Source organism: Vibrio sp. 1-2 (7-a), assembly GCF_013048515.1.
Classification (GTDB): domain Bacteria; phylum Pseudomonadota; class Gammaproteobacteria; order Enterobacterales; family Vibrionaceae; genus Vibrio; species Vibrio diabolicus.
This window is the reverse complement of the sequence record NZ_VHSQ01000002.1, coordinates 132692-151624: the sequence shown is the minus strand read 5'-3', so window position 1 is coordinate 151624 and position 18933 is coordinate 132692. Positions and strand designations below refer to the sequence as shown.

Genomic DNA, 18933 nt, shown 5'->3' with positions numbered 1-18933 from the left:
GAGGCAGCGATGAACAGTCCTTTAACGATCCCAGTAAAGAACGCATTGAGCCACATCGTTGTGGTAGGCAACGGTATGGTCGGGCAACACCTTGTCGAGCAATTAGTGCAGAAAAACGCGCATTTGGAGCACCGAATTACCGTGATTGGTGCAGAGCGTTTTATCGCGTATGACCGTGTGCAGTTGTCTTCTTTGTTTGCGGGTAAGTCTCATGATGATTTGATGCTGAGTAACCAAGAATGGTACGACATGCATGGCATCCAACTCGTACTTGGCAGCCAAGTAACAGGCATCGACAGAGAGCAAAAGCGCATTCTGCTTGATGGTGAAGATGTGCTGGGTTACGACGAACTTGTGCTCGCGACCGGTTCTTACCCGTTTGTGCCTCCAATTGAAGGTAAAGACCGAGACAACGTGTTTGTCTACCGCACGCTTGATGACCTTTCACAAATCAAAAAAGCATGTGAAGGCGCAAGAACGGGCGCAGTGATTGGCGGCGGCTTGTTGGGTTTAGAAGCGGCAAACGCACTTAAATTATTAGGGTTAGAAACTCACGTTATTGAATTTGCTCCCCGCCTGATGCCCGTGCAGTTAGACGATGGTGCTGGCTTAGTGCTAAAAGAGAAGATTGAAGCGCTAGGGCTAACCGTTCACACCTCAACGGGTACGGAACGAATCTGCGATGGTGAAACGTCTAAGCATCGTATGGTGTTTAAAGACAAAGATCCTCTCGAAGTGGATGTGATTGTCTTCTCCGCAGGCATTCGCCCACAAGATGAGTTGGCAAGGTTGGCTGAGTTAGAAGTAGGCGAGCGAGGTGGCATTGTGATTAATAACCAATGCCAAACCAGCGATGAGAATATTTATGCGATTGGCGAATGTGCCCTTTGGGAGCAGAAGATATTCGGTTTAGTCGCACCCGGTTACACCATGGCGAGAACCACTGCCGATGTCTTGACTGGTATGCCGAGCGAAGGTTTTAAAGGTGCAGACATGAGCACCAAACTCAAACTACTTGGGGTGGATGTGGCGTCTATCGGCGATGCACAAATGCAAACCGAAGGCGCTCAAGAAATGGTGCTGCAAGATGCGGTTGCAGGCATCTACAAAAAGTTGGTGGTTGATGCGAGTGGCACTCAATTGCTTGGTGCGATTCTCGTTGGTGACAACAGCGACTACGATGCGCTTTTGCAGTGTTATTTGAACAAAACGCTCCTGCCAGACCACGCGGCGAACCTACTGTTTGATACCGGAATGCTTGATGGAGAGATGCCAGACAGCGCCATCATTTGTTCTTGTCACAACGTCACAAAAGGTGACTTAGTTGCCGAGATTCAAGCTGGCACTACCAACCTGACGGACCTTAAAGCCAACACCAAAGCCGGTACTGGCTGTGGTGGCTGTAGCAATATGGTGAAGTCGGTATTGGATACTCAATTGGCAGCCATGGGGGTAGAGGTTAACAATCACCTTTGTGAGCACTTTGAGCTCAGTCGACAAGAGATGTTCCATATTTGCCAAGTGGAACAAATCAAAGACTTCGACACCTTAATTGCACTGCATGGCAAAGGGCATGGGTGTGATATTTGTAAGCCGACAGCGGCATCTGTGTTTGCTTCTTTGTGGAATGAACACATCATGGAGCCGCAGCATCAGTCTCTGCAAGATTCTAACGATGCCTTTATGGCTAACCTGCAAAAAGATGGCTCTTACTCGATTGTACCTCGTGTTCCGGGGGGCGAAATTACACCAGACAAACTCATCGTACTTGGTGAAGTCGCTCAGCAATACGATCTGTACACCAAGATCACTGGCGGTCAGCGCGTGGATTTATTTGGCGCGCAGTTAGAACAGCTTCCTGAAATCTGGCAAACCTTAATTGATGCTGGTTTTGAAACAGGGCACGCCTACGGTAAATCGGTGCGCACCGTGAAATCGTGCGTGGGTTCTACTTGGTGTCGTTATGGTGTTGATGATTCAGTTGGATTAGCCATTGAGTTAGAGAACCGCTACAAAGGATTGCGAGCGCCCCATAAGCTTAAGTTTGCCGTATCGGGCTGTACTCGCGAGTGTGCAGAAGCGCAAAGTAAAGACATTGGGGTGATCGCCACCGAAAACGGCTGGAATCTATACGTTTGTGGTAATGGCGGCATGAGACCAAGACACGCTGATTTGTTTGCATCCGACTTATCCAAATCAGAGTTGATCACCATGATTGACCGAGTATTGATGTTCTACGTCAGCACCGCAGATCGCTTGCAGCGTACGTCAGTGTGGATGGAGAACATGGAAGGGGGCTTAGACTACCTTAAACAAGTGATTTTGGATGACTCTCTGAATCTATGTGATTCATTGGATGAGCAAATGGCACGAGTCGTAGATACCTATCAGTGTGAGTGGAAGAGTACGTTGGATAATCCTCAAAAATTGCAACGCTTCCGTCCTTTCTTGAACAGCACGTCGGGCAGCAAAGTCTTGCCGTACCAACGTGTGCGCGGTCAGCGTATTCCAGTGAAACAGGAGGTGTAAATGGCAGCGTTAACCAAAGTGAAATTGTGTCAGCTTGATGACCTAATGCCGTTCATCGGTGCCACGGTGTTGATTGAAGGCGAGCATGTCGCGTTGTTCTACATTCCTGATAGCGGTGTTTACGCCGTTCAAGATTGGGATCCAATTGGTAAGGCTTATGTGATGAGTCGAGGGATTGTCGGTGATATTGATGGTGAGATGTGTGTTGCATCACCACTGTATAAACAGCACTTCAGTTTAAAGAGCGGGCAGTGTTTAGAAGACGAAGCGCACGGTCTAAAAACGTGGCAAGTAACGGTAGACGATAATCAGGTTTGTTATTTAGCCGAAGAATGATCCTCGAAATTAGCTTGCTCGATATGAGTAAATTCTTAGCGTAAGAGACAAGCGAATAAAGCTCCAGAGACAGCACAGTATGGCTCTGGAGCTTTTTACTATTTGGAAGGATTCACTTGCAGTTCGGTATAGCCAGTCGAGTCGTCCATCGCTCTAGTAAACTCAAATTCTGAGTAAGAATGGATAATCAACTCTGCTGTGGTATCAATCACTGTACCTTCCAGCAAATGCCCGCCCCAGACTCGCCCTTCACGATCAGACACCGAGATATGAACGTGTTGATGTTTAGGCGTTAGTGTTCCCATCACAGAGACGATTTCAAATGGCTCTTGTTTGGTTAACGTACTCTTTGCACCTGCCAAACGAAGGTTGAGGTGAGAGATACAGCCAACGCATGAAGCAATCGAGCCAGCTTTGATACCGTGCTGCTCGACCAATTTCGCTAGGCTCAGCTTTAAGTCCATGCCTTTGGTAAGACGTACTGCTATCACTTCAATCGACATGTTACTTCCTAATTAAAACCAGTAAGCAGGAAAGCGCCGTATCCAAATCGGCATAACGTTTGGCTTTGCCAAGTACGCGCATGCCTTGCATGTTGTTGAGAACAAAACGAGCAAGCTCTTCTGGTTTCAGCGTTTTCGGCACTAAGGTTTCTTTCTGCGCATTGGTCAACGCATCTGCAATGATGTCGATAAGATGGTCAAATAAGAAATGCCCTTTACGCAGTACATCATCGTCTTCACCAGCGTGCTCAATCAACGCATTTTGGATAAAACACCCACAGTTGCGTTTGCGCTGCAGCTCAGCAAAGGATTTGAGGAACGATTCTAACTCAGGTAAAGACGCGTCGTCTTTTTCCAAATCATTCAGTGACGGTAGCGAGACCTTTTTCAAGTAGGTATCGAGCGCTTCGTAGTAGAGCTGTTGCTTGTCACCATAGGTGTTGTAAAGACTGAAGCGGTTGATGTTCAACTCGTCGGTGAGATCCGAGATGGATGTATTAGCGAAACCTTTGCGCCAAAAAACGTCCATAGCGACTAATAGTTTTTCTTCTCGATCGAAGTTGGCTTTTCTTGCCATATGTGTACCTACCTGAGCGGTTTTTCTCAAACCACTCCTAAACTTATTGAACAACTTTTGGGAAATGAAGTTCTTGACTGATCGTTTATAAACTGGCTACAGTATATCCTAACCAATCGGTTAGAAAAAGAAAAAAGGATATAAAATGAAGCTCTACGAAACTGCGATAACTCCAAGTTGTAAGCGAGTTAGCATTTTTTTAAAGGAAATTGGTGGCGATGTTGAACGCATCGCTTTAAATGTACGTGACGGCGAAAATCTAGCGGAAGATTTCAAGCAAAAAAGCGTCAATGGAAAAGTGCCATTGCTTGAGCTTGAAGATGGCACGACGATTTGTGAGAGCGTCGCAATTTGCCGCTATCTCGATGAAGCGTTTGAAAATAATTTAGCTCTGTTTGGGGCAAACCAACTTGAGCGCGCGCAAGTGGAAATGTGGCATCGCGTGGTGGAGTTTCAAGGTCTGTATGCTGCTTTTCAAGCATTTAGAAACATCACAGCTATCTATGAAGATAGAGAGCGTTGTGTTAAAGAGTGGGGCGAAGAGTCCAAGCAACGCGTGCAAGAGTTTTTACCGTTGTTAGATAAGCGACTTGGTGAAAGCGAGTTCATTGCCGCTGACCATTTTACTATCGTCGATATTACAGGCTTTATTTTGATTGGTTTTGCAATTAAAGGCCTAGAAATCGATGTGTTTACTACTGCACCAAACATTGCGCGTTGGTATGAGCAAGTTTCAGCTCGGCCTGCATTTCTAAGTTGATGTACCAGCAGCGAGTAGATCATTGCTCGCTGCTATTGCCTTTCGAATTCACAAGGATATTCAAATTCTTCAGCTTTTTTCTTATTTTGTCTCCTATCGCCTATAATTGGAAAAACAACCTCAATGGGCTTCAATGCGTTTTAGAGCCTAGCGCTCTTAGTCTGTAGACGTTCTTTTCATAGTGGGAAGTCTATTAATAGACAAGGAGAGGTCATGCGTATTCAAGTTAAAACTATCAATAATGTTCTTATTGCTCTTTTAATGGTTTCGGTCTTTGGTCTCGTCGCGCTGTACCTCAATAACACACAGCAGAATGAACAGATTGAAAAACTGCAAAGTCAGTTAATAGAGAAAGAGCATCAGATATTAATCTCCAATGAGGCGCTGTCTTACACTCGATATCAACACCAGTTATTAGCTGAAGATTATAGTCGTTTTAGAAATGAGCAATCAGTGACTAGTGTTCTACGTTAGCGTGCCCGACTACCGTCTTAAGGAGGCGAATGAAATCCATTCTTTTGGTCGATGACAGTAAAACAGTACTACTTTATATCAGCAGTGCATTAGAAAAGCAGGGATATGAAGTTATTGCTGTTGAAGACGGACAATCCGCACTTGAAGTGCTGACTTATCGCAAAGATATTCAGTTTGTACTTAGTGACTTAATGATGCCAGGCATTAATGGTATTGAGCTGTGTCGGCAATTAAAATCGCAAGTTAGCGAACGTTACATTTTCTTTGTTTTATTGTCCTCTAGAAACGACCAAAGCTCGATCGTGAAAGGCATCGATGCCGGCGCAGATGACTTTGTGGATAAGAAGACGTCTGTCGAAGAACTTCAAGCGAGAATTCGAGCAGGTTTTCGCACTCTGCAGCTGCACAACAAACTCGTTGAGAGAAATAAAGAGCTAGATGCGGCCTATCAAACAATCCACCAAGACCTACAGTCTGCTAGTCATCTGATGGAGCAACTACTCCCAGCGGAGTCGTCTATCCAGAACATGCAATTTAGTTACGCCTACAAACCGTGCTCCCAGATTGGTGGTGACATGTTGGGGTATTTTGAGCTTGATGAACAACATGTCGCATTTTATGTTTTCGATGTTTCAGGTCATGGTGTTTCGTCTGCTTTGATGGCTTTTTCTATCCAACAGACGTTATCTCAAAATCTGGGACCTGATTCGATAACCATGGAGCTAAGAGATGGCGACTACTGTATCAGTGAACCAGCAGCCGTTATTGATCGGCTAAACCGACGGTATCAGCAAACTAGGAACAGTCAGCTTTATTTCACCATGGTTTATGCCATTCTTAATACAGAATCAGGACAACTTCGCTATTGTACTGCTGGTCATCCTAAGTTCCTTGTTTGGCGAGCGAGCACCGAAACTACAGAGCTGGCGGGTGAAGACAACTTTATGATTGGCGCTTTGCAGCCGATGGAGTACGTTGGTAATCAAATTATTCTGAGTGAGGGGGATGTAGTATGGCTTTATTCGGATGGTTTGATAGAAGCGAGGCGAGGCGAGGCGATGTTTTCAGTACAAAGGTTGGCATCAAGTATAAAAGCTGTTTGTACTTCGCAATTAGAAGCAGAAGTGCAGGCTAGATGTGTCTTTGAACAAGTACAATCTTGGCAGAACAAAGATGAGTTTGATGATGATGCGAGTCTTTTACAAGTAAGGTGGCGTGGCTGATAGCCTAGGGATAAAGGAAAAGAATGTTCCAGAGCGAGTTTAAACGAACTTACGGTGGATCCCTTACTCGCTCTCGAAGTGCGAGCAAAGAGGTTGCTAAGTTTTTAATGGATAATCAAGTATCGTTAAGTACGGCTCAGTCATTGGAGCTTTGTGTTGTTGAGCTTATGAACAATGCTTACATCCATTCTTACAGCGAAATTGAAGACAAGCCGATAGACGTGGAATGTAGGATTAGATGCGACCAAATGTCAGATTTCATTGAACTTAGGGTTTCTGACTACGGAGCGTCAATCAATGAAATGACATTCAACCAACATAAAAATAAACAGATTGAGGCTCCTAACTTAATGGATGATGATAGTTGGTCGGCTTCAGGTCGTGGACTGATGTTAGTCGCTCAATTATCTGACCAGTTCAAGTTAGAAAAAGAGATTGGAAAAAACACGTTTGTTTTAGTGAAGAGGAGCGGAGAAAAACTAACAACCAAGCAAGATCTATTCACCCCACCTGGTCCCTAGCGTTAATCTGACGGTTACGTTGTATATTATTGTTATTTTGTATTTGTGGTTGGTGAAGGCGACAATAATGCTTCCAACTCTTCTGGTGTCAGTATATCACTGACGTTTAGCATATTGCTCTCATCATCTAACGCCATCTTTGTACGACTAAGCAAGTACCTCTTTTGAGTTGGCGTTAAGTCTTTGAGAGACTCAATCAGCTCCTTGAAATTGCTATTGTTCATTGCCATATTTCCCCCAGTTAAGCCTTAATTTGTTTTATTGCATATTCTTCAAGTAAGCAAAGATTTGTTGATTAATGGCAGCTAGCTCTTTAGTAACTATAGCTATATCTGAGCTATCTGGCTCGTTATCGTTTCTTGTTTCTGCTTCTATTTTTGTGAAAACAATGACAGCGGTTTCTTCACCAAAGCTCTCTAGAATGCCCTTTAGACTGTGAGCCAATAAGTAGAGTTCCGGCCAACATTTGCGTGCGTACAACTCATTGATACGCTGTATGTCATTGGCGTGGTCTTCTAAGTATGTGGAAAAAACGGTGACGATAAGATCTACGTCGTTATCCATGTATTTATTGAGAACATCAAAATTAATCATGTTTACCTCTGACTAACCGCGAGGTAGAAAAATGTATCGGATAGGAACGTTGAAATGGGGGGAGTTGAGCGCTGACCAGTGTGCTTATCACTTGAGCTAGACTCATAAAAACAAAGTTATTGTTCGGTACACTTTGACTTATATACAAGTGTCTATGATCTAATCTTTTATGCAAAGCATTTTGCACTCGTGTCGTGGCAACACAAGTTACGTGATAGTGGGTTACAAATAAAATGCTGGGTTGGGAACAGTCTTGTCTACCTAGTTTAAAGCAATCATCAAACAAGTAAGCCAAGCGCTCGCCAACTTTGACTATTCCTTCAGTCAAGGTCAACTCTCCTAATCGAGTACAAATACAAGCTAGCAACCTAGTTGCATAATGGCAAGTAGCTTGACGCAAAAAAGGGGCCTTGCGCCCCTTTTGTACAATTAGCTTTGCTTGGAGTCCTGTTCTACCTGTCTCATTAATTCGTTCGCTTTCTTCATTGCGCGCCTTGCGCTTGTGGTCCTTCTCTTATTGAGCAGTATGTCGGAGAAGCGCAGGTATTTATCTGCAGTTTTGAATCTCAAATCGTTAATATCTTGAAAACCGATAGGAAAGTTCTTCGAAAACTGATCAACATCTTTCACTAAGTTATCGAGGTGAGTTGTTGTTCTTGCCTTTTCTAGGCGGTAATAGAAGTTTTCAAATTCCTCTTGGAACAAAATTCGAGCAGCCTCGTCCGGAAATGGTAGAGGATCGTTAGAGTCTAGCGCGGTCTCATACAGTTTCATTTCGAGAACTGCATCTTTCATCGCGTTGCTTATTTTTAAGTTGTTTTGATGCTCTTCAACGTTTGAGAAGAAAGTATTCCCAACCTTAATTAGCGCAACAAGTGCTGCAGCATCTTTATTTTTGAGTGCTTCAGTTAGGTGTTTACCAAAAACATCGCTAGATAATGAGCTTGGTGTAAATGGGTAATCCTGATGAATTTGATTTAACTCATCTTTCAGTTCATAGACGGACTTACTGCCTTCTTCTTTACTGTATCGAGACTTTTCCAGTTGGCTATTGATTTGTCTGGCTATCGAAAGCAATGTGGAGTGCTTGCTTGATTGAATATCTAACGCCAGAACTTCAATTTTATGTGAGTCAGGGTAGTAGGCTTTTGCTTTGTTTAGTACAGACTCGATTTCATCATAATTTGGATAGTTGTTAGCATCGGAATTCAGAACCTGATCAATCTCAGATTCAAACTCACTTAGAAGGTAGCTCTTGTGCTGTCGTAGTAAGCCAGCTTTAATCACCGGGTGTAAGTTTTTCTCACTATTAATCAGTGACAAGCTTTTTTCTGGCGGTGTATCAAGCAACCATTCCTGCCCATTAATCTGATCATTTTGCTTGTTAATAGCTATTTCTAAATCAGAGATGGTTTCTTGTTGTTGTTGATAGCCAAATACGATTCCGGTAACCAATAGTACGCTTGCAGCTACACCGCTAACGATAGGCCAATATCGCATGTTCAACTTTTGTTTTAACTGCTCTGGGGTAAGGTCTTTGGGGATGATGCCAGTTGAAAAAACGCGTGCAAAGATAGGCCACTTAGATGCTGGCATATTAGCAGGTTTCGAGACCTTCATTTTCTTTTTGAGAGCTTCATCAACAGGAGTTCTTGAATAAGGATGCTTGCAACTCAATAACTCGTAAGCAATACAAAATAGCGCAAACATATCGTCGCTTAAGTTTGGCTCTTTACCCGACAACAAGTTGAGCGATGCGTAGTTTGGAGTATAGCCAAGAGTCTCCACATTTTCGGATTTACGTTTAGCTGCGTATTGATCTTGCTTTAATTGATGAGTTTTAGATACACCAAAGTCGAGTAATTTAACATTACCTTCAGACGTTAAAATGACGTTAGCGGGCTTTAAATCGGCATGCACGACACCAAGTGAATGGGCGTAAGACAGCGCGTCAAGTACCTGATTTAGAATCGATAAAGTTGCGTTAAACTTCAGCCCATGTGGCCTAGATCGTTGTATTAAATTCTCTAATGTTTCCCCGTTAATATATTCCATCACTAAGAAATATATTTCGCCATCGACACCAAAATCAAAAACCCTAATAATATTAGGGTGGCTTAATCTTTGTGTTTGCTGAGCTTCACGTATCAACATGCGTGCAGTCTCTGGTTGAGATGCAAACTCTTTTTGTAAAATCTTTAATGCTACGTAAGGGGCTTCTGAACCTGAAGATTCTAATATCTTATCTTTTGCCAAATAAACATCACAAAGTCCGCCATGGCCAAGAACCGACTCGATTTCATATCGATTTTTGACAGTTGTGCCTATTAAATTTTCATTAATAACATCTTTGTCATTATTTGATGTGTTATTTTTATTGTTTACTTTCTTATTAACTAACGGAGTGTTTTCTTTTTGAGACAGTTTTGTATTTGTTTCATTTTTATTTTGAACGGAGCCTTCATTGCTAGCAACTTTATTTGATTGAATTGCATTGTCTCGTTTTTGAGTCTTTACAATTTTAGTTTTGTCTCCGCTATCTTTATTATTTATAGAATTGTTTTTATTGCTGTCTTCCATCACAAGAACTCCGTATAAATGATGGGGGAATATATACCTTTCTGCTCAATGAAAAGTCATTATGTTAGAATTTCGCGGCCAAACTAACATTCGTTTTTTTATTGATGAAAGTCTAAGTGTCAAAAATTTGAACTTGGTTGGATAATTAAAATTGTTGAACAATACGTGATTGCTTTGATAAAAAAATGATTCATTATTCCGTGCATGATTTTCAATGGCAGATTTAAGATTTTTATTAATCTTACTGTTAATAAGAAAGTGACTAATAATAAAATTAAAAATAATATTTAGCAGGTCTTTGGCGAGGTTTACATGAAGTTGGTTTTAACCATAACAAGTTTTCACAAATTTACTCCAGAGATAGAGAGTGAGTTTGTGTTTGAATCAAGTGATGAGCATGCCAAGGTTACATTTGGTCGGTCTGAACAATGTGATTGGACACTGCCAGACCCTGAAAGAGTAGTATCTGGAACTCACGGAGAGCTCATCAAGTTTGGTGATAAATACTTGATAAAAGACTTATCAACTAATGGCACGTTTGTTAATAACGCTGTGACACCTGTGGGCCAAGGAAATGAGATTGCACTAAGCGACGACGATACGGTTAGTTTTGGGGATTACCAAATTTCAGTAAGTATTCAAACGAGCACTGAGGCATTCAATAATCAGGAAAGTAACTTTCGTTCCAGTTCAGAACCTGAAGCATTCTCGAGTTCATCTGAAGCAGAGTTTGTAGACCTCGGCCTTAGTGCCAGTGAGCTTTTGAATGAGAGTGTTCCTTCTGACTTTCAATTAGATATTGGATTAGTCGATGATTTCATTGATATCCCCAAACCAGAAAAACAGAGTGTAGATCCTACACCTGTACCGGAAACCCCACGTCAGCTAGAACGTCAGCCAACTCCCAAATTTGATAGTAAAGGGAGCGAGCTTGCGGCGTTCATTAAAGGAACGGGTATTGATCCAACGATGATTCCCAGCGACAACAGAGAACAATGGTTTGAACAGCTGGGGGAATCATTTTCTTTGATGTTAGTTGGTTTAATGGAAACGCTGCACAATCGCGCGGTATTTAAACAAACAAATCGACTTAGTCATACTGCGTTTCGGAAGTCAGAAAATAATCCTCTGAAGTTCTCTGCGAATTTAGAAGATGCAATTCATAACTTATATAACCGTCAAACTGCAAGTTTCCTAAAGCCAAGTGCAGCCATTAAAGAAGCGTTTAGTGATATAGAAAGTCATGAACAAGCGTTAATGAAAGGTGTTGAGGGTACGGTTTCAAGTGTTATGTCGCTTGTTGAACCTACGTCGATATACTCAGAAGCTTTAGCTAAAGACACGGTTATTAATAAGGTTATTCCAGCAAGGAAATATGCTCAAAGTTGGAAGCGGTTTGAGGATATTCATGAAAAGCTATCCGATGACATTATCAATAAAGAATCTCCATTTTATTTAGAAGATTTCGCTAAACACTATGAGTTAGCATTAAAAAATAAAAGCTAGGAAATAGGGTGATGAAAAGAGTTTATCAGTACATTTTGTTATTAATTTCAATGGTTTTATTTGGATGCTCAGCAGCCAATTTAGTTGTTGATCCATATTCAGATTTAGAAATAACAGCAAATCACAATATTAACCCTGACTCCAATGGTAGGCCATCCCCTGTAGTCGTGTATGTTTTTGAATTAACATCAAATACCCTTTTTGAAAGTCAGGATTTTTTTTCAATTTATGAAGAAAGTGAAAAAGTCTTAGGCCCTGATTTAGTGAATAAATATGAAATATCATTAACTCCAGGTCAGAAAGAAACATATCAGGCAAGTATGTCTCCAAAGACTGAATACTTAGGCATTGTCGCAGCGTTTCGAGATATTGAAAATTCAAATTGGCGACAAGTCATTGAAGTGGATAAGACCGGTTACAACACCTATCAAATTCTGTTAGAAGATCTGTCTTTGGTCGTAAAATAACGTTTAGTTGGCTAATTATAAATGACGCAATACTCCAAGACGGCTTGGTGCGAAGGGATGTTTTTACGTCCCCAGCACTTTCAACAACATGAACGCGCAACCTCTCAAGAATTCAAAGGCTTACATCAGTTTGGTGGGGCTTATAATTGGGGGGTTTGGAAATGTCGAGTAAAAGAACATGCATTAAAAGATGGTCTGATTGAATTAGATCACTTTGAGGCAGTTTTGCCAGATATGACTCTGGTTAATACCTTAACAGCCAGCGATTCGGTTGTGCCTTTATCTATTGATAAAGACGTAGAAAATACGTTAGTAAAAATCACTCTTCCCCTTTCAAATGTCAAAGGTAAAAATGTTTCTGATGTAAGTGAGGCGATCGTTTCTCGTTATGTACTTAAAGACGTTGACGTTATAGATAATCTCACTGGGCAGGATGAAGAAACGATTCAAGTCGCAGCCCTAAACCTGGAACTGAAAGCCAGCAATGACAAATTAGCGGGTTATGTTGAGTTACCGATTTTGAAAATAAAAGAGGTAACGGCAGAAGGCGAAGTAATACTAGACGATTCGTATGTTCCACCGCTTATCAATTTACTTAGCGACAAAGTTATGTCGGCTTACTTGCGTAACGTTATTGCGATGACAAAGATGCGTGCCGACGTTATTGCGCAGCGATTGATTAAGGGCAAAGCCGCATCTGCATCTGCTGTTGATTTCATCATGCTACAAATGTTGAACAGGTATGAGGCGATGTTAAAGCACTTTAGTGACCTAGACAGGCTACATCCATTGGAATTAGCTACGACCCTGAAAGGTTATATTGGTGAATTAGCTACGTTTTCTGACAAAACTAAGAGGATGCCAAGCTTACTTACATACGATCACTTAGATGTATCAAGTGTTTATAGCGAATTGAATCAAGTTCTGAGTCAATATCTGAGCGTTGTCCTTGATCAAACAGCAAGCAAACTTCCTTTGGAGCCACGACAATATGGAATTCAAGTGACGCCACTTCCAGATAAGCGTTTACTTGAATCATGCCAGTTTGTGCTTGCGGTCAAAGCTGATACGACAACAGATGAAATCAGACGTTTAGTCCCGGCGCAGCTCAAGTTTGGACCAGCGGAGCAGATTCGTGATCTGATCAACAATCAGATTAATGGCATAAACGTAGCGCCATTGAGTGTAGTACCGAGGCAGATCCCTTACCAAACGGGTTATGTCTACTTCGAAGTAGTCAAGAAAGGCCCGTTTTGGATGAGGCTGAAAGACAGTGGTGGTATTGCACTGCATTTATCGGGGCATTTTCCGAATGCTGACCTTGAGCTGTGGAGTATTAGTCAATAGGTGTGCTCAGTATGGAACAAACGATCGTAAAACCAACACCGGGTGGAAGAGCGCCCGCACCGAAACCACAATCAGAAAAGTCAGCAGATAATACGGTAGTTATCTCAAAAAGTCCTGAATTGGTGAATAACGATTCAGTGGTCGCTTATGGGAACAACCCTTTATTGGCAGAAGCGAATGGTCTTTTATCCATTATTGGTCAAATTCGAGCGACAGCGACTCATTCTGATCCGTTGTTTCTAAAAGAGACGTTGGCACAAAAACTTAGAGATTATGAGAACCGACTACGCCACCACGACGTTGATTTGGACACTATTGATACGGCTCGTTACTGTTTGTGTTGCTCGTTAGATGAAGCGGTGCTCAATACTAATTGGGGGGGGCATTCATTTTGGAGCCATGACTCATTGCTTAGTTCTTTCTATGCCAGCAGCCAGGGTGGGGAAGCGTTCTTTAAGTACCTTGATAAATGCATGGCGCAACCAGATACAAATTTAGATTTGCTTGAATTGATGTACGTGTGCCTATCGCTTGGGTTTCTCGGCCAATATCGTTTGGAAAAAAACGGACTGGAGTCTCACCGAAAACTGAGAAGGCAGATTATCGCTATTCTTAAGTCTTACGGAAGAGGGATACCTCAAGAGCTAAGCAATAGTATCGAACAACACATTTTGAATGGCTCTAAGGCTTCCGACAGAGCTCCTCTCTGGGTTGTGTGCTCCGTAACGGCTGCATTATTGGTTTGTATATTTATGTATTTTAGCTATGAGCTAAACAAGGCTTCCAACCGCACCTTTTCTCAATTAGTCAATCTGGTTCAACCGCAACAGCTTAACCAAGATACAACGTCAGAATCAAAATCAACGCCAATTGCAGAAAGGATCTCTATGTATCTGGCAACTGAGATCGGGAAGGGGCTAATTAACGTCGAGCCGTTGCAAGACAGGGTAAGAATTTCGTTAAAGTCGCAAGATCTATTTGAATCAGGTAGTGCTGATGTTGTTGCGTATATCCAACCCGTAATTTCTAAACTCGCTAGAACGTTGGAGTCTACCCAAGGCAAGATCATTGTGACAGGTCATACCGATGATAGGCCAATTTTCACGAGTAAATATCCTTCGAACTGGCATCTATCATTAGCTCGAGCTACTGCTATATCTGAACAACTTATCTCGAATAGCGCACTAGAAGGTCGAGTCATACCAGAAGGGCTGGGTGATGCAAGACCATTGGTTGAAAACAATAGTGACGAAAACCGAGCTATTAACCGTCGAATTGAAATCGACCTCCTTGTCACGAATTAATAACAGGTAGATAGAGATGCGTATTAAAGAAATTGGCAGAATATTTACTCAAAGGTGGTTTCTCGGTCTTATCGGTGTCGCTGCTTGTTCAATTTTTATTTGGGTTGTTGGTCCACTTATCACGATAGCGGGATATGAGCCACTAAAGAGCGACTTCCAACGACTCGTCACGATTTTGGTGCTGGTGTTTGTGTGGGCTTTATTCAACGTGACTAAGCAGCACAAGCAAAAAGTTAAAGAAGACGAAAGTATTCAAACGTTACTTGAGGTTGATAGTCAGTCAGATAAAGAAGCGGCGAGTGAAATTGACTTAATGCGCGAGCGTATTGAGCAAGCTGTCAAAGTAGTAACGAAAACACATAAAGGAAAGCGAAGCTTATATGACTTGCCTTGGTATGTGTTGATCGGCCCTCCAGGGACAGGGAAAACAACAGTGTTAAAGCAGTCAGGGCTGGAGTTTCCGTTAGCGGATAGCTTTGGTTCTGACTCTATTGCTGGTGTCGGTGGAACTCGTCATTGTGATTGGTGGTTTGCAAATAAAGCAGTTCTGATTGATACGGCCGGTCGATACACGACACAAGACAGTCAAGAAAAGGTCGACTCTAAAGCATGGCACGGCTTCTTAGGGTTGTTGAAAAAATATAGAACGCAAAGGCCAATTAATGGTGCAATTGTCACGATCAGTTTAGCCAGTGTGATGTCGCAGACAAGAACCGAGCTAAGCCTTCATGCCCGAGCTATCAAGTCGCGCCTTCAAGAACTGAAGAATCAGTTAGGGATGCAATTTCCTATTTACGTACTACTGACCAAAATGGATTTAGTTGCGGGTTTCAATGAGTTCTTCTCTGATCTAAGTAAGGAAGAGCGTGAGGAATTGTTCGGTTTCATGTTTCCGCGTGAAGTGGCTGATGAAAGAGGGGTTATTTCTTTATTCAATAAAGAATTTCATGGCATGTTGGAGCGCCTTGATGCGCGAATGCTGAGAATCCTTGAAACTGAAGATGATTTAGAGAAGCGAGCACTTATTTTTGAATTTCCTAAACAGCTAAGGGTATTGCAAGCTAACCTTGATGAATTTTTAGCGGAAATATTTGCACAAAATAGTTTTGAAGAGCCAGCCTTGATTCGTGGTGTGTTTATGTTGAGCTCGGTCCAAGAAGGCTTACCAGTCGATAAGTTAATGAATGAATCGACCAATGGACTTGGACTAAATCGCCTCGCTCTAGCAAAAAGCCCAACAGGATCTCATAGTTATTTCGTGAAGAACTTGTTTGATAAGGTTATTTTCAAGGAACAACTGTTAGGAACGGTTAATCGTCACTATCAAAAGCAGTCAGGGTGGATGCGCCGAGGTGTTTACATTGGCTGTGCTTCTCTACTGCTAGGTGCGTCTGCACTTTGGCTTATGAGCTACAAGTGGAATTCTCAGTTGATTGTCGATACCAATGAGCAAGCCGGCCATATTGAAGCAATGATTGGTGCTGAGAGCCTAGATTTTGAGGCGGATATTCTCTCAGCCGTAGAGACATTAGACCGATTGATGACGCTTCCTCTAGGAAAGCAAAGCAACTACGGCGATGCTGATTCCGTAAAAAGGTTTGGTCTCTATCAAGGAGATAAAGTCTCACAGGCGGCGAACAATGCATATTCTGATGCGTTGACCCAATATTACGCTCCCTTGCTTCTTGATAGCTTGGTGACGGAAATGGAAAGTAATCAACAGCATCGAGAGTATTTGTATGAAACGTTGAAAACTTATTTGATGTTATTTAATCCAGACAAATACCAACAAGATGAAGTGTTGGCTTGGTTTAACTTCTATTTTGAACGTCAATATCCGGGTGAACTAAATCTAGACTTAAGAAAAGGTCTGTTACAGCACACTCAAAATTTATTAGAGAATAATGGACAAGGCTTTTCTTATAATACTGCTGCCGTGACTAATGCTCGCGAGGTTTTGACACAAATGTCTCTACCAGAACGTGCTTACCAGCGAATGAAGATACAATTTTCGAAGAGTCATGTTCCTTCATTTCGTTTGACTGATGTCTTGGGGCCTAAAGGGCTTGAGCAGTTTGAACGAGCGAGTGGAAAGCCCTTATCACAAGGCATTTCGGGCTTTTATACATACAATGGTTTTCATAGCATTTTTCAGATTCAGATTAACCGTACAGTAAAAAGCCTAATGGAAGAGAACTGGGTTTATGGTGACGATCTTAAGGCTCATGAAATTGATCAAGATAGCGCTATTCAAGGAGTCCAATCTCGATACTATCAAGATTATGTGAATGAATGGAAAACTCTGATCGAAGATATTCAACTTAAGCAGGCTCCGAGCCTAGAGCTTGCAACAGAACAAGCTAGAGTTCTATCTGGAGTTGAAAGGCCAATCGAATCGTTGTTGAGGGCAATCCAAAAAGAAGTTGGTTTGTCGAAAGTATCATTGTCAGAAAATCAGAAGGCCACTTCTGAAGTCGCTGGTAAGGTTGCCAAAGTTAAATTTTCGAATACGGCAGATAGACTAGACATGTACTTGCCTGAAGAAAATGGTTTCAATGTTGCACTGCCAGGTAAAGAAGTCGAATCTCATTTTTCGGAGATCTTACGTCTCGGCGAACAAGACTTTGATGATATTCAACAAGCTATGGTTAACTTGCGCTCGTATTTAAGCGATTTATCAAGCTCAGGTAATAATCAGAAAATTGCTTACAAAAGTATTTTAAATGGGACCGTTACACAAGATGTGGCTGCTTCCTTTGCTCGCGCTAAAGAACTTTTGCCTAGGCCATTTAATCAATGGCTAGGTGAACTTTCTCAAGAGTCAGTTAAGTTTGCGGAGAGCGGGTCGAAAGATCATCTAAATCAGCTTTGGGTTACGCAAGTGGTGCGCCCTTATCAGCGGACTATTGCGGGTAGATACCCATTCGAGCCAAATGCAAGCAGAGAAGTAAGGCTGAAGGACTTCAAACGTTTCTTTGGTTATGGAGGTACGCTTGACTCATTCTTCCAAGAGTATCTTGAACCGTTTGTCGATACTTCGAAAAGTCGTTGGCGATTAGAAAAGGAAATTGGAGTTCGTCCAGAAACGCTGATGGTCTTTCAAAGAGCGAAGCGTATCAGGCAGTCTTTCTTTGAATCTGATAATTCATTGCGCGTAGAGTTCGGTATGAAACCAGTGTATCTGGATCAGCACATTACTCGGTTTGTTCTAGAGCTAGGTAAGCAAGATTTGGTTTATAAGCATGGACCAGCACGAGCTAAATCCTTGAGCTGGCCTGCGGGTCAAGACCAGACTCGAATAGTGTTCACACCGCCAGAATCTAAACGTGAGATTGCCCATACTTATGAAGGTGAGTGGGGCATATTCAAACTGCTAGATCAATCACTTAAAGCAAGACCAGAATCACGTAAAGACAACATAGTTATGATTGATTTAAAGGGAAATAAGGTGCAACTAGAGCTTATTCCGTCTAGTGCTATTAATCCGTTTTGGTCAAATGAAATGGAGAGGTTCAGATGTCCACGAACCTTGTAACATCAGCCTGGGGTTATATCGGTAAAATGCCTGCAAAAGGAGACTTTGTGAAAGATGGCTTATCACAAGATTTTTCCGAGCGCTGGCATGACTGGCAGCAGGCTGTTATTGCAGTCAGCAGAGAACAATTGGGTGAAAGTTGGAATGAGCACTTTTTAACCGCACCTGTGTGGCATTTTGCTCTGGATGTTAGTTACTTAGAAGACTCGACATACATTGGTAGCATGATTCCTAGTGTAGATGCATGCGGTAGATACTTTTTCTTTACTATAGCTCGTGCCGTAAAAGGTGAAGCTGCGCAATATTGGGGGGACAAAGCTTGGACCGCGGACAGTGCATCTCTTGCCCTAGCAGTACTTGAGGACGACTTTGTATTTGATGTTTGGCATAAGAGCATGCAAGAAAAAAACGATTTAGTGGCGAATGTAAAAAGTGAAGTGCGGCCTCTTAAGTTTCTTTATCAAAGCCAAATATCTACGATTTTTCATGATCAAGGTGGAGCAGATCAAAGCGCACTTTTGAATTACCTCATTAAAGAAAAATTGAGTAAGCCATGCTTTTGGTGGACTGAAGGCTCGACTCTAGTTGAACCATGTATGTTTATGACCAGCGGTTTCCCTTCTATTGGTCAATTTTCTGCCATGCTTGATGGCGGTTGGAAAAAGTGGAATTGGTAG

At 42.2% G+C, this 18933-nt stretch carries 17 protein-coding genes; 12 read left to right on the top strand and 5 right to left on the bottom strand.

From position 1 onward, the window contains the following. Positions 1 to 9 precede the first annotated feature (9 nt). Together nirB and nirD are read left to right on the top strand one after the other, a co-directional pair. On the top strand, positions 10 to 2529 hold the full coding sequence (gene nirB / locus FKN08_RS08360) for a nitrite reductase large subunit NirB (RefSeq protein WP_170891783.1): 2520 nt from the start codon (positions 10 to 12) through the stop codon (positions 2527 to 2529). Then, a complete protein-coding gene (gene nirD, locus FKN08_RS08355) occupies positions 2530 to 2865 on the top strand; it encodes a nitrite reductase small subunit NirD (protein ID WP_170891781.1) in 336 nt (111 codons plus the stop codon). A 98-nt stretch (positions 2866 to 2963) separates the two neighbouring features. Here nirD and FKN08_RS08350 read toward each other — a convergent pair whose 3' ends face one another. Both FKN08_RS08350 and FKN08_RS08345 read right to left on the bottom strand, forming a co-directional pair. Then, positions 2964 to 3368, bottom strand: coding sequence for a PPC domain-containing DNA-binding protein (locus FKN08_RS08350; protein ID WP_170891779.1), 405 nt, complete (start codon positions 3366 to 3368; stop codon positions 2964 to 2966). 1 nt (position 3369) lies between these two features. Continuing rightward, the gene (locus FKN08_RS08345; RefSeq protein WP_005395660.1) at positions 3370 to 3945 is read right to left on the bottom strand and encodes a TetR/AcrR family transcriptional regulator; all 576 of its coding nucleotides are present in this window, start codon (positions 3943 to 3945) and stop codon (positions 3370 to 3372) included. Positions 3946 to 4090: 145 nt separating this feature from the next. Here FKN08_RS08345 and FKN08_RS08340 point away from each other — a divergent pair, with 145 nt between their 5' ends. From FKN08_RS08340 to FKN08_RS08325, 4 genes are all read left to right on the top strand, one after another. Further along, positions 4091 to 4705 carry a glutathione S-transferase gene (locus FKN08_RS08340; RefSeq protein ID WP_047009249.1) on the top strand — a complete coding sequence of 205 codons (615 nt, stop codon included), beginning with the start codon at positions 4091 to 4093 and terminating at the stop codon, positions 4703 to 4705. Between the two features lie 213 nt (positions 4706 to 4918). Then, positions 4919 to 5179: a hypothetical protein gene (locus FKN08_RS08335; RefSeq protein WP_005395662.1), complete on the top strand. Its 261-nt coding sequence runs from the start codon at positions 4919 to 4921 to the stop codon at positions 5177 to 5179. A gap of 29 nt (positions 5180 to 5208) precedes the next feature. After that, positions 5209 to 6402, top strand: coding sequence for a SpoIIE family protein phosphatase (locus tag FKN08_RS08330; protein ID WP_170891777.1), 1194 nt, complete (start codon positions 5209 to 5211; stop codon positions 6400 to 6402). Positions 6403 to 6509: 107 nt separating this feature from the next. Then, positions 6510 to 6923 carry an ATP-binding protein gene (locus FKN08_RS08325; protein WP_246833655.1) on the top strand — a complete coding sequence of 138 codons (414 nt, stop codon included), beginning with the start codon at positions 6510 to 6512 and terminating at the stop codon, positions 6921 to 6923. A 32-nt stretch (positions 6924 to 6955) separates the two neighbouring features. Here the strand turns inward: FKN08_RS08325 and FKN08_RS08320 are convergent, their stop codons facing one another. From FKN08_RS08320 to FKN08_RS08310, 3 genes are all read right to left on the bottom strand, one after another. Next, positions 6956 to 7147, bottom strand: a complete 192-nt coding sequence (locus FKN08_RS08320; RefSeq protein ID WP_170891776.1) for a hypothetical protein — start codon at positions 7145 to 7147, stop codon at positions 6956 to 6958. Positions 7148 to 7181: 34 nt separating this feature from the next. Beyond that, complete coding sequence (locus FKN08_RS08315) at positions 7182 to 7517, bottom strand: Hpt domain-containing protein (protein ID WP_047009247.1); 336 nt, start codon at positions 7515 to 7517, stop codon at positions 7182 to 7184. Between the two features lie 429 nt (positions 7518 to 7946). Then, complete coding sequence (locus FKN08_RS08310) at positions 7947 to 10097, bottom strand: serine/threonine-protein kinase (RefSeq protein WP_047009246.1); 2151 nt, start codon at positions 10095 to 10097, stop codon at positions 7947 to 7949. 312 nt (positions 10098 to 10409) lie between these two features. Between FKN08_RS08310 and tagH the strand changes: the two genes are divergently transcribed. Genes tagH through tagF form a run of 6 tightly spaced genes read left to right on the top strand, consistent with a single transcriptional unit; the run spans position 10410 to position 18933 of the window. Continuing rightward, positions 10410 to 11603 (top strand): type VI secretion system-associated FHA domain protein TagH, encoded by a 1194-nt coding sequence (gene tagH, locus FKN08_RS08305; protein WP_047009245.1) that lies wholly within the window; start codon positions 10410 to 10412, stop codon positions 11601 to 11603. An 11-nt stretch (positions 11604 to 11614) separates the two neighbouring features. Next, positions 11615 to 12070, top strand: a complete 456-nt coding sequence (gene tssJ / locus FKN08_RS08300; RefSeq protein WP_005395676.1) for a type VI secretion system lipoprotein TssJ — start codon at positions 11615 to 11617, stop codon at positions 12068 to 12070. A 21-nt stretch (positions 12071 to 12091) separates the two neighbouring features. Next, positions 12092 to 13417 carry a type VI secretion system baseplate subunit TssK gene (tssK, locus tag FKN08_RS08295; protein ID WP_080955952.1) on the top strand — a complete coding sequence of 442 codons (1326 nt, stop codon included), beginning with the start codon at positions 12092 to 12094 and terminating at the stop codon, positions 13415 to 13417. 11 nt (positions 13418 to 13428) lie between these two features. After that, positions 13429 to 14721, top strand: a complete 1293-nt coding sequence (gene tssL, locus FKN08_RS08290; protein WP_047009243.1) for a type VI secretion system protein TssL, long form — start codon at positions 13429 to 13431, stop codon at positions 14719 to 14721. Between the two features lie 16 nt (positions 14722 to 14737). Continuing rightward, on the top strand, positions 14738 to 18256 hold the full coding sequence (gene tssM / locus FKN08_RS08285; protein ID WP_170891774.1) for a type VI secretion system membrane subunit TssM: 3519 nt from the start codon (positions 14738 to 14740) through the stop codon (positions 18254 to 18256). Continuing rightward, complete coding sequence (tagF, locus tag FKN08_RS08280) at positions 18238 to 18933, top strand: type VI secretion system-associated protein TagF (RefSeq protein WP_170891773.1); 696 nt, start codon at positions 18238 to 18240, stop codon at positions 18931 to 18933. The genes tssM and tagF overlap by 19 nt, the downstream gene beginning before the upstream one ends.

Bases quoted from the DNA above. Each gene is read 5' to 3' on its own strand.
- nirB (WP_170891783.1), top strand. From the start codon at position 10: ATGAACAGTCCTTTAACGATCCCAGTAAAGAACGCATTGAGCCACATC.
- nirD (WP_170891781.1), top strand. From the start codon at position 2,530: ATGGCAGCGTTAACCAAAGTGAAATTGTGTCAGCTTGATGACCTAATG.
- FKN08_RS08350 (WP_170891779.1), bottom strand. From the start codon at position 3,368: ATGTCGATTGAAGTGATAGCAGTACGTCTTACCAAAGGCATGGACTTA.
- FKN08_RS08345 (WP_005395660.1), bottom strand. From the start codon at position 3,945: ATGGCAAGAAAAGCCAACTTCGATCGAGAAGAAAAACTATTAGTCGCT.
- FKN08_RS08340 (WP_047009249.1), top strand. From the start codon at position 4,091: ATGAAGCTCTACGAAACTGCGATAACTCCAAGTTGTAAGCGAGTTAGC.
- FKN08_RS08335 (WP_005395662.1), top strand. From the start codon at position 4,919: ATGCGTATTCAAGTTAAAACTATCAATAATGTTCTTATTGCTCTTTTA.
- FKN08_RS08330 (WP_170891777.1), top strand. From the start codon at position 5,209: ATGAAATCCATTCTTTTGGTCGATGACAGTAAAACAGTACTACTTTAT.
- FKN08_RS08325 (WP_246833655.1), top strand. From the start codon at position 6,510: ATGGATAATCAAGTATCGTTAAGTACGGCTCAGTCATTGGAGCTTTGT.
- FKN08_RS08320 (WP_170891776.1), bottom strand. From the start codon at position 7,147: ATGAACAATAGCAATTTCAAGGAGCTGATTGAGTCTCTCAAAGACTTA.
- FKN08_RS08315 (WP_047009247.1), bottom strand. From the start codon at position 7,517: ATGATTAATTTTGATGTTCTCAATAAATACATGGATAACGACGTAGAT.
- FKN08_RS08310 (WP_047009246.1), bottom strand. From the start codon at position 10,097: ATGGAAGACAGCAATAAAAACAATTCTATAAATAATAAAGATAGCGGA.
- tagH (WP_047009245.1), top strand. From the start codon at position 10,410: ATGAAGTTGGTTTTAACCATAACAAGTTTTCACAAATTTACTCCAGAG.
- tssJ (WP_005395676.1), top strand. From the start codon at position 11,615: ATGAAAAGAGTTTATCAGTACATTTTGTTATTAATTTCAATGGTTTTA.
- tssK (WP_080955952.1), top strand. From the start codon at position 12,092: ATGACGCAATACTCCAAGACGGCTTGGTGCGAAGGGATGTTTTTACGT.
- tssL (WP_047009243.1), top strand. From the start codon at position 13,429: ATGGAACAAACGATCGTAAAACCAACACCGGGTGGAAGAGCGCCCGCA.
- tssM (WP_170891774.1), top strand. From the start codon at position 14,738: ATGCGTATTAAAGAAATTGGCAGAATATTTACTCAAAGGTGGTTTCTC.
- tagF (WP_170891773.1), top strand. From the start codon at position 18,238: ATGTCCACGAACCTTGTAACATCAGCCTGGGGTTATATCGGTAAAATG.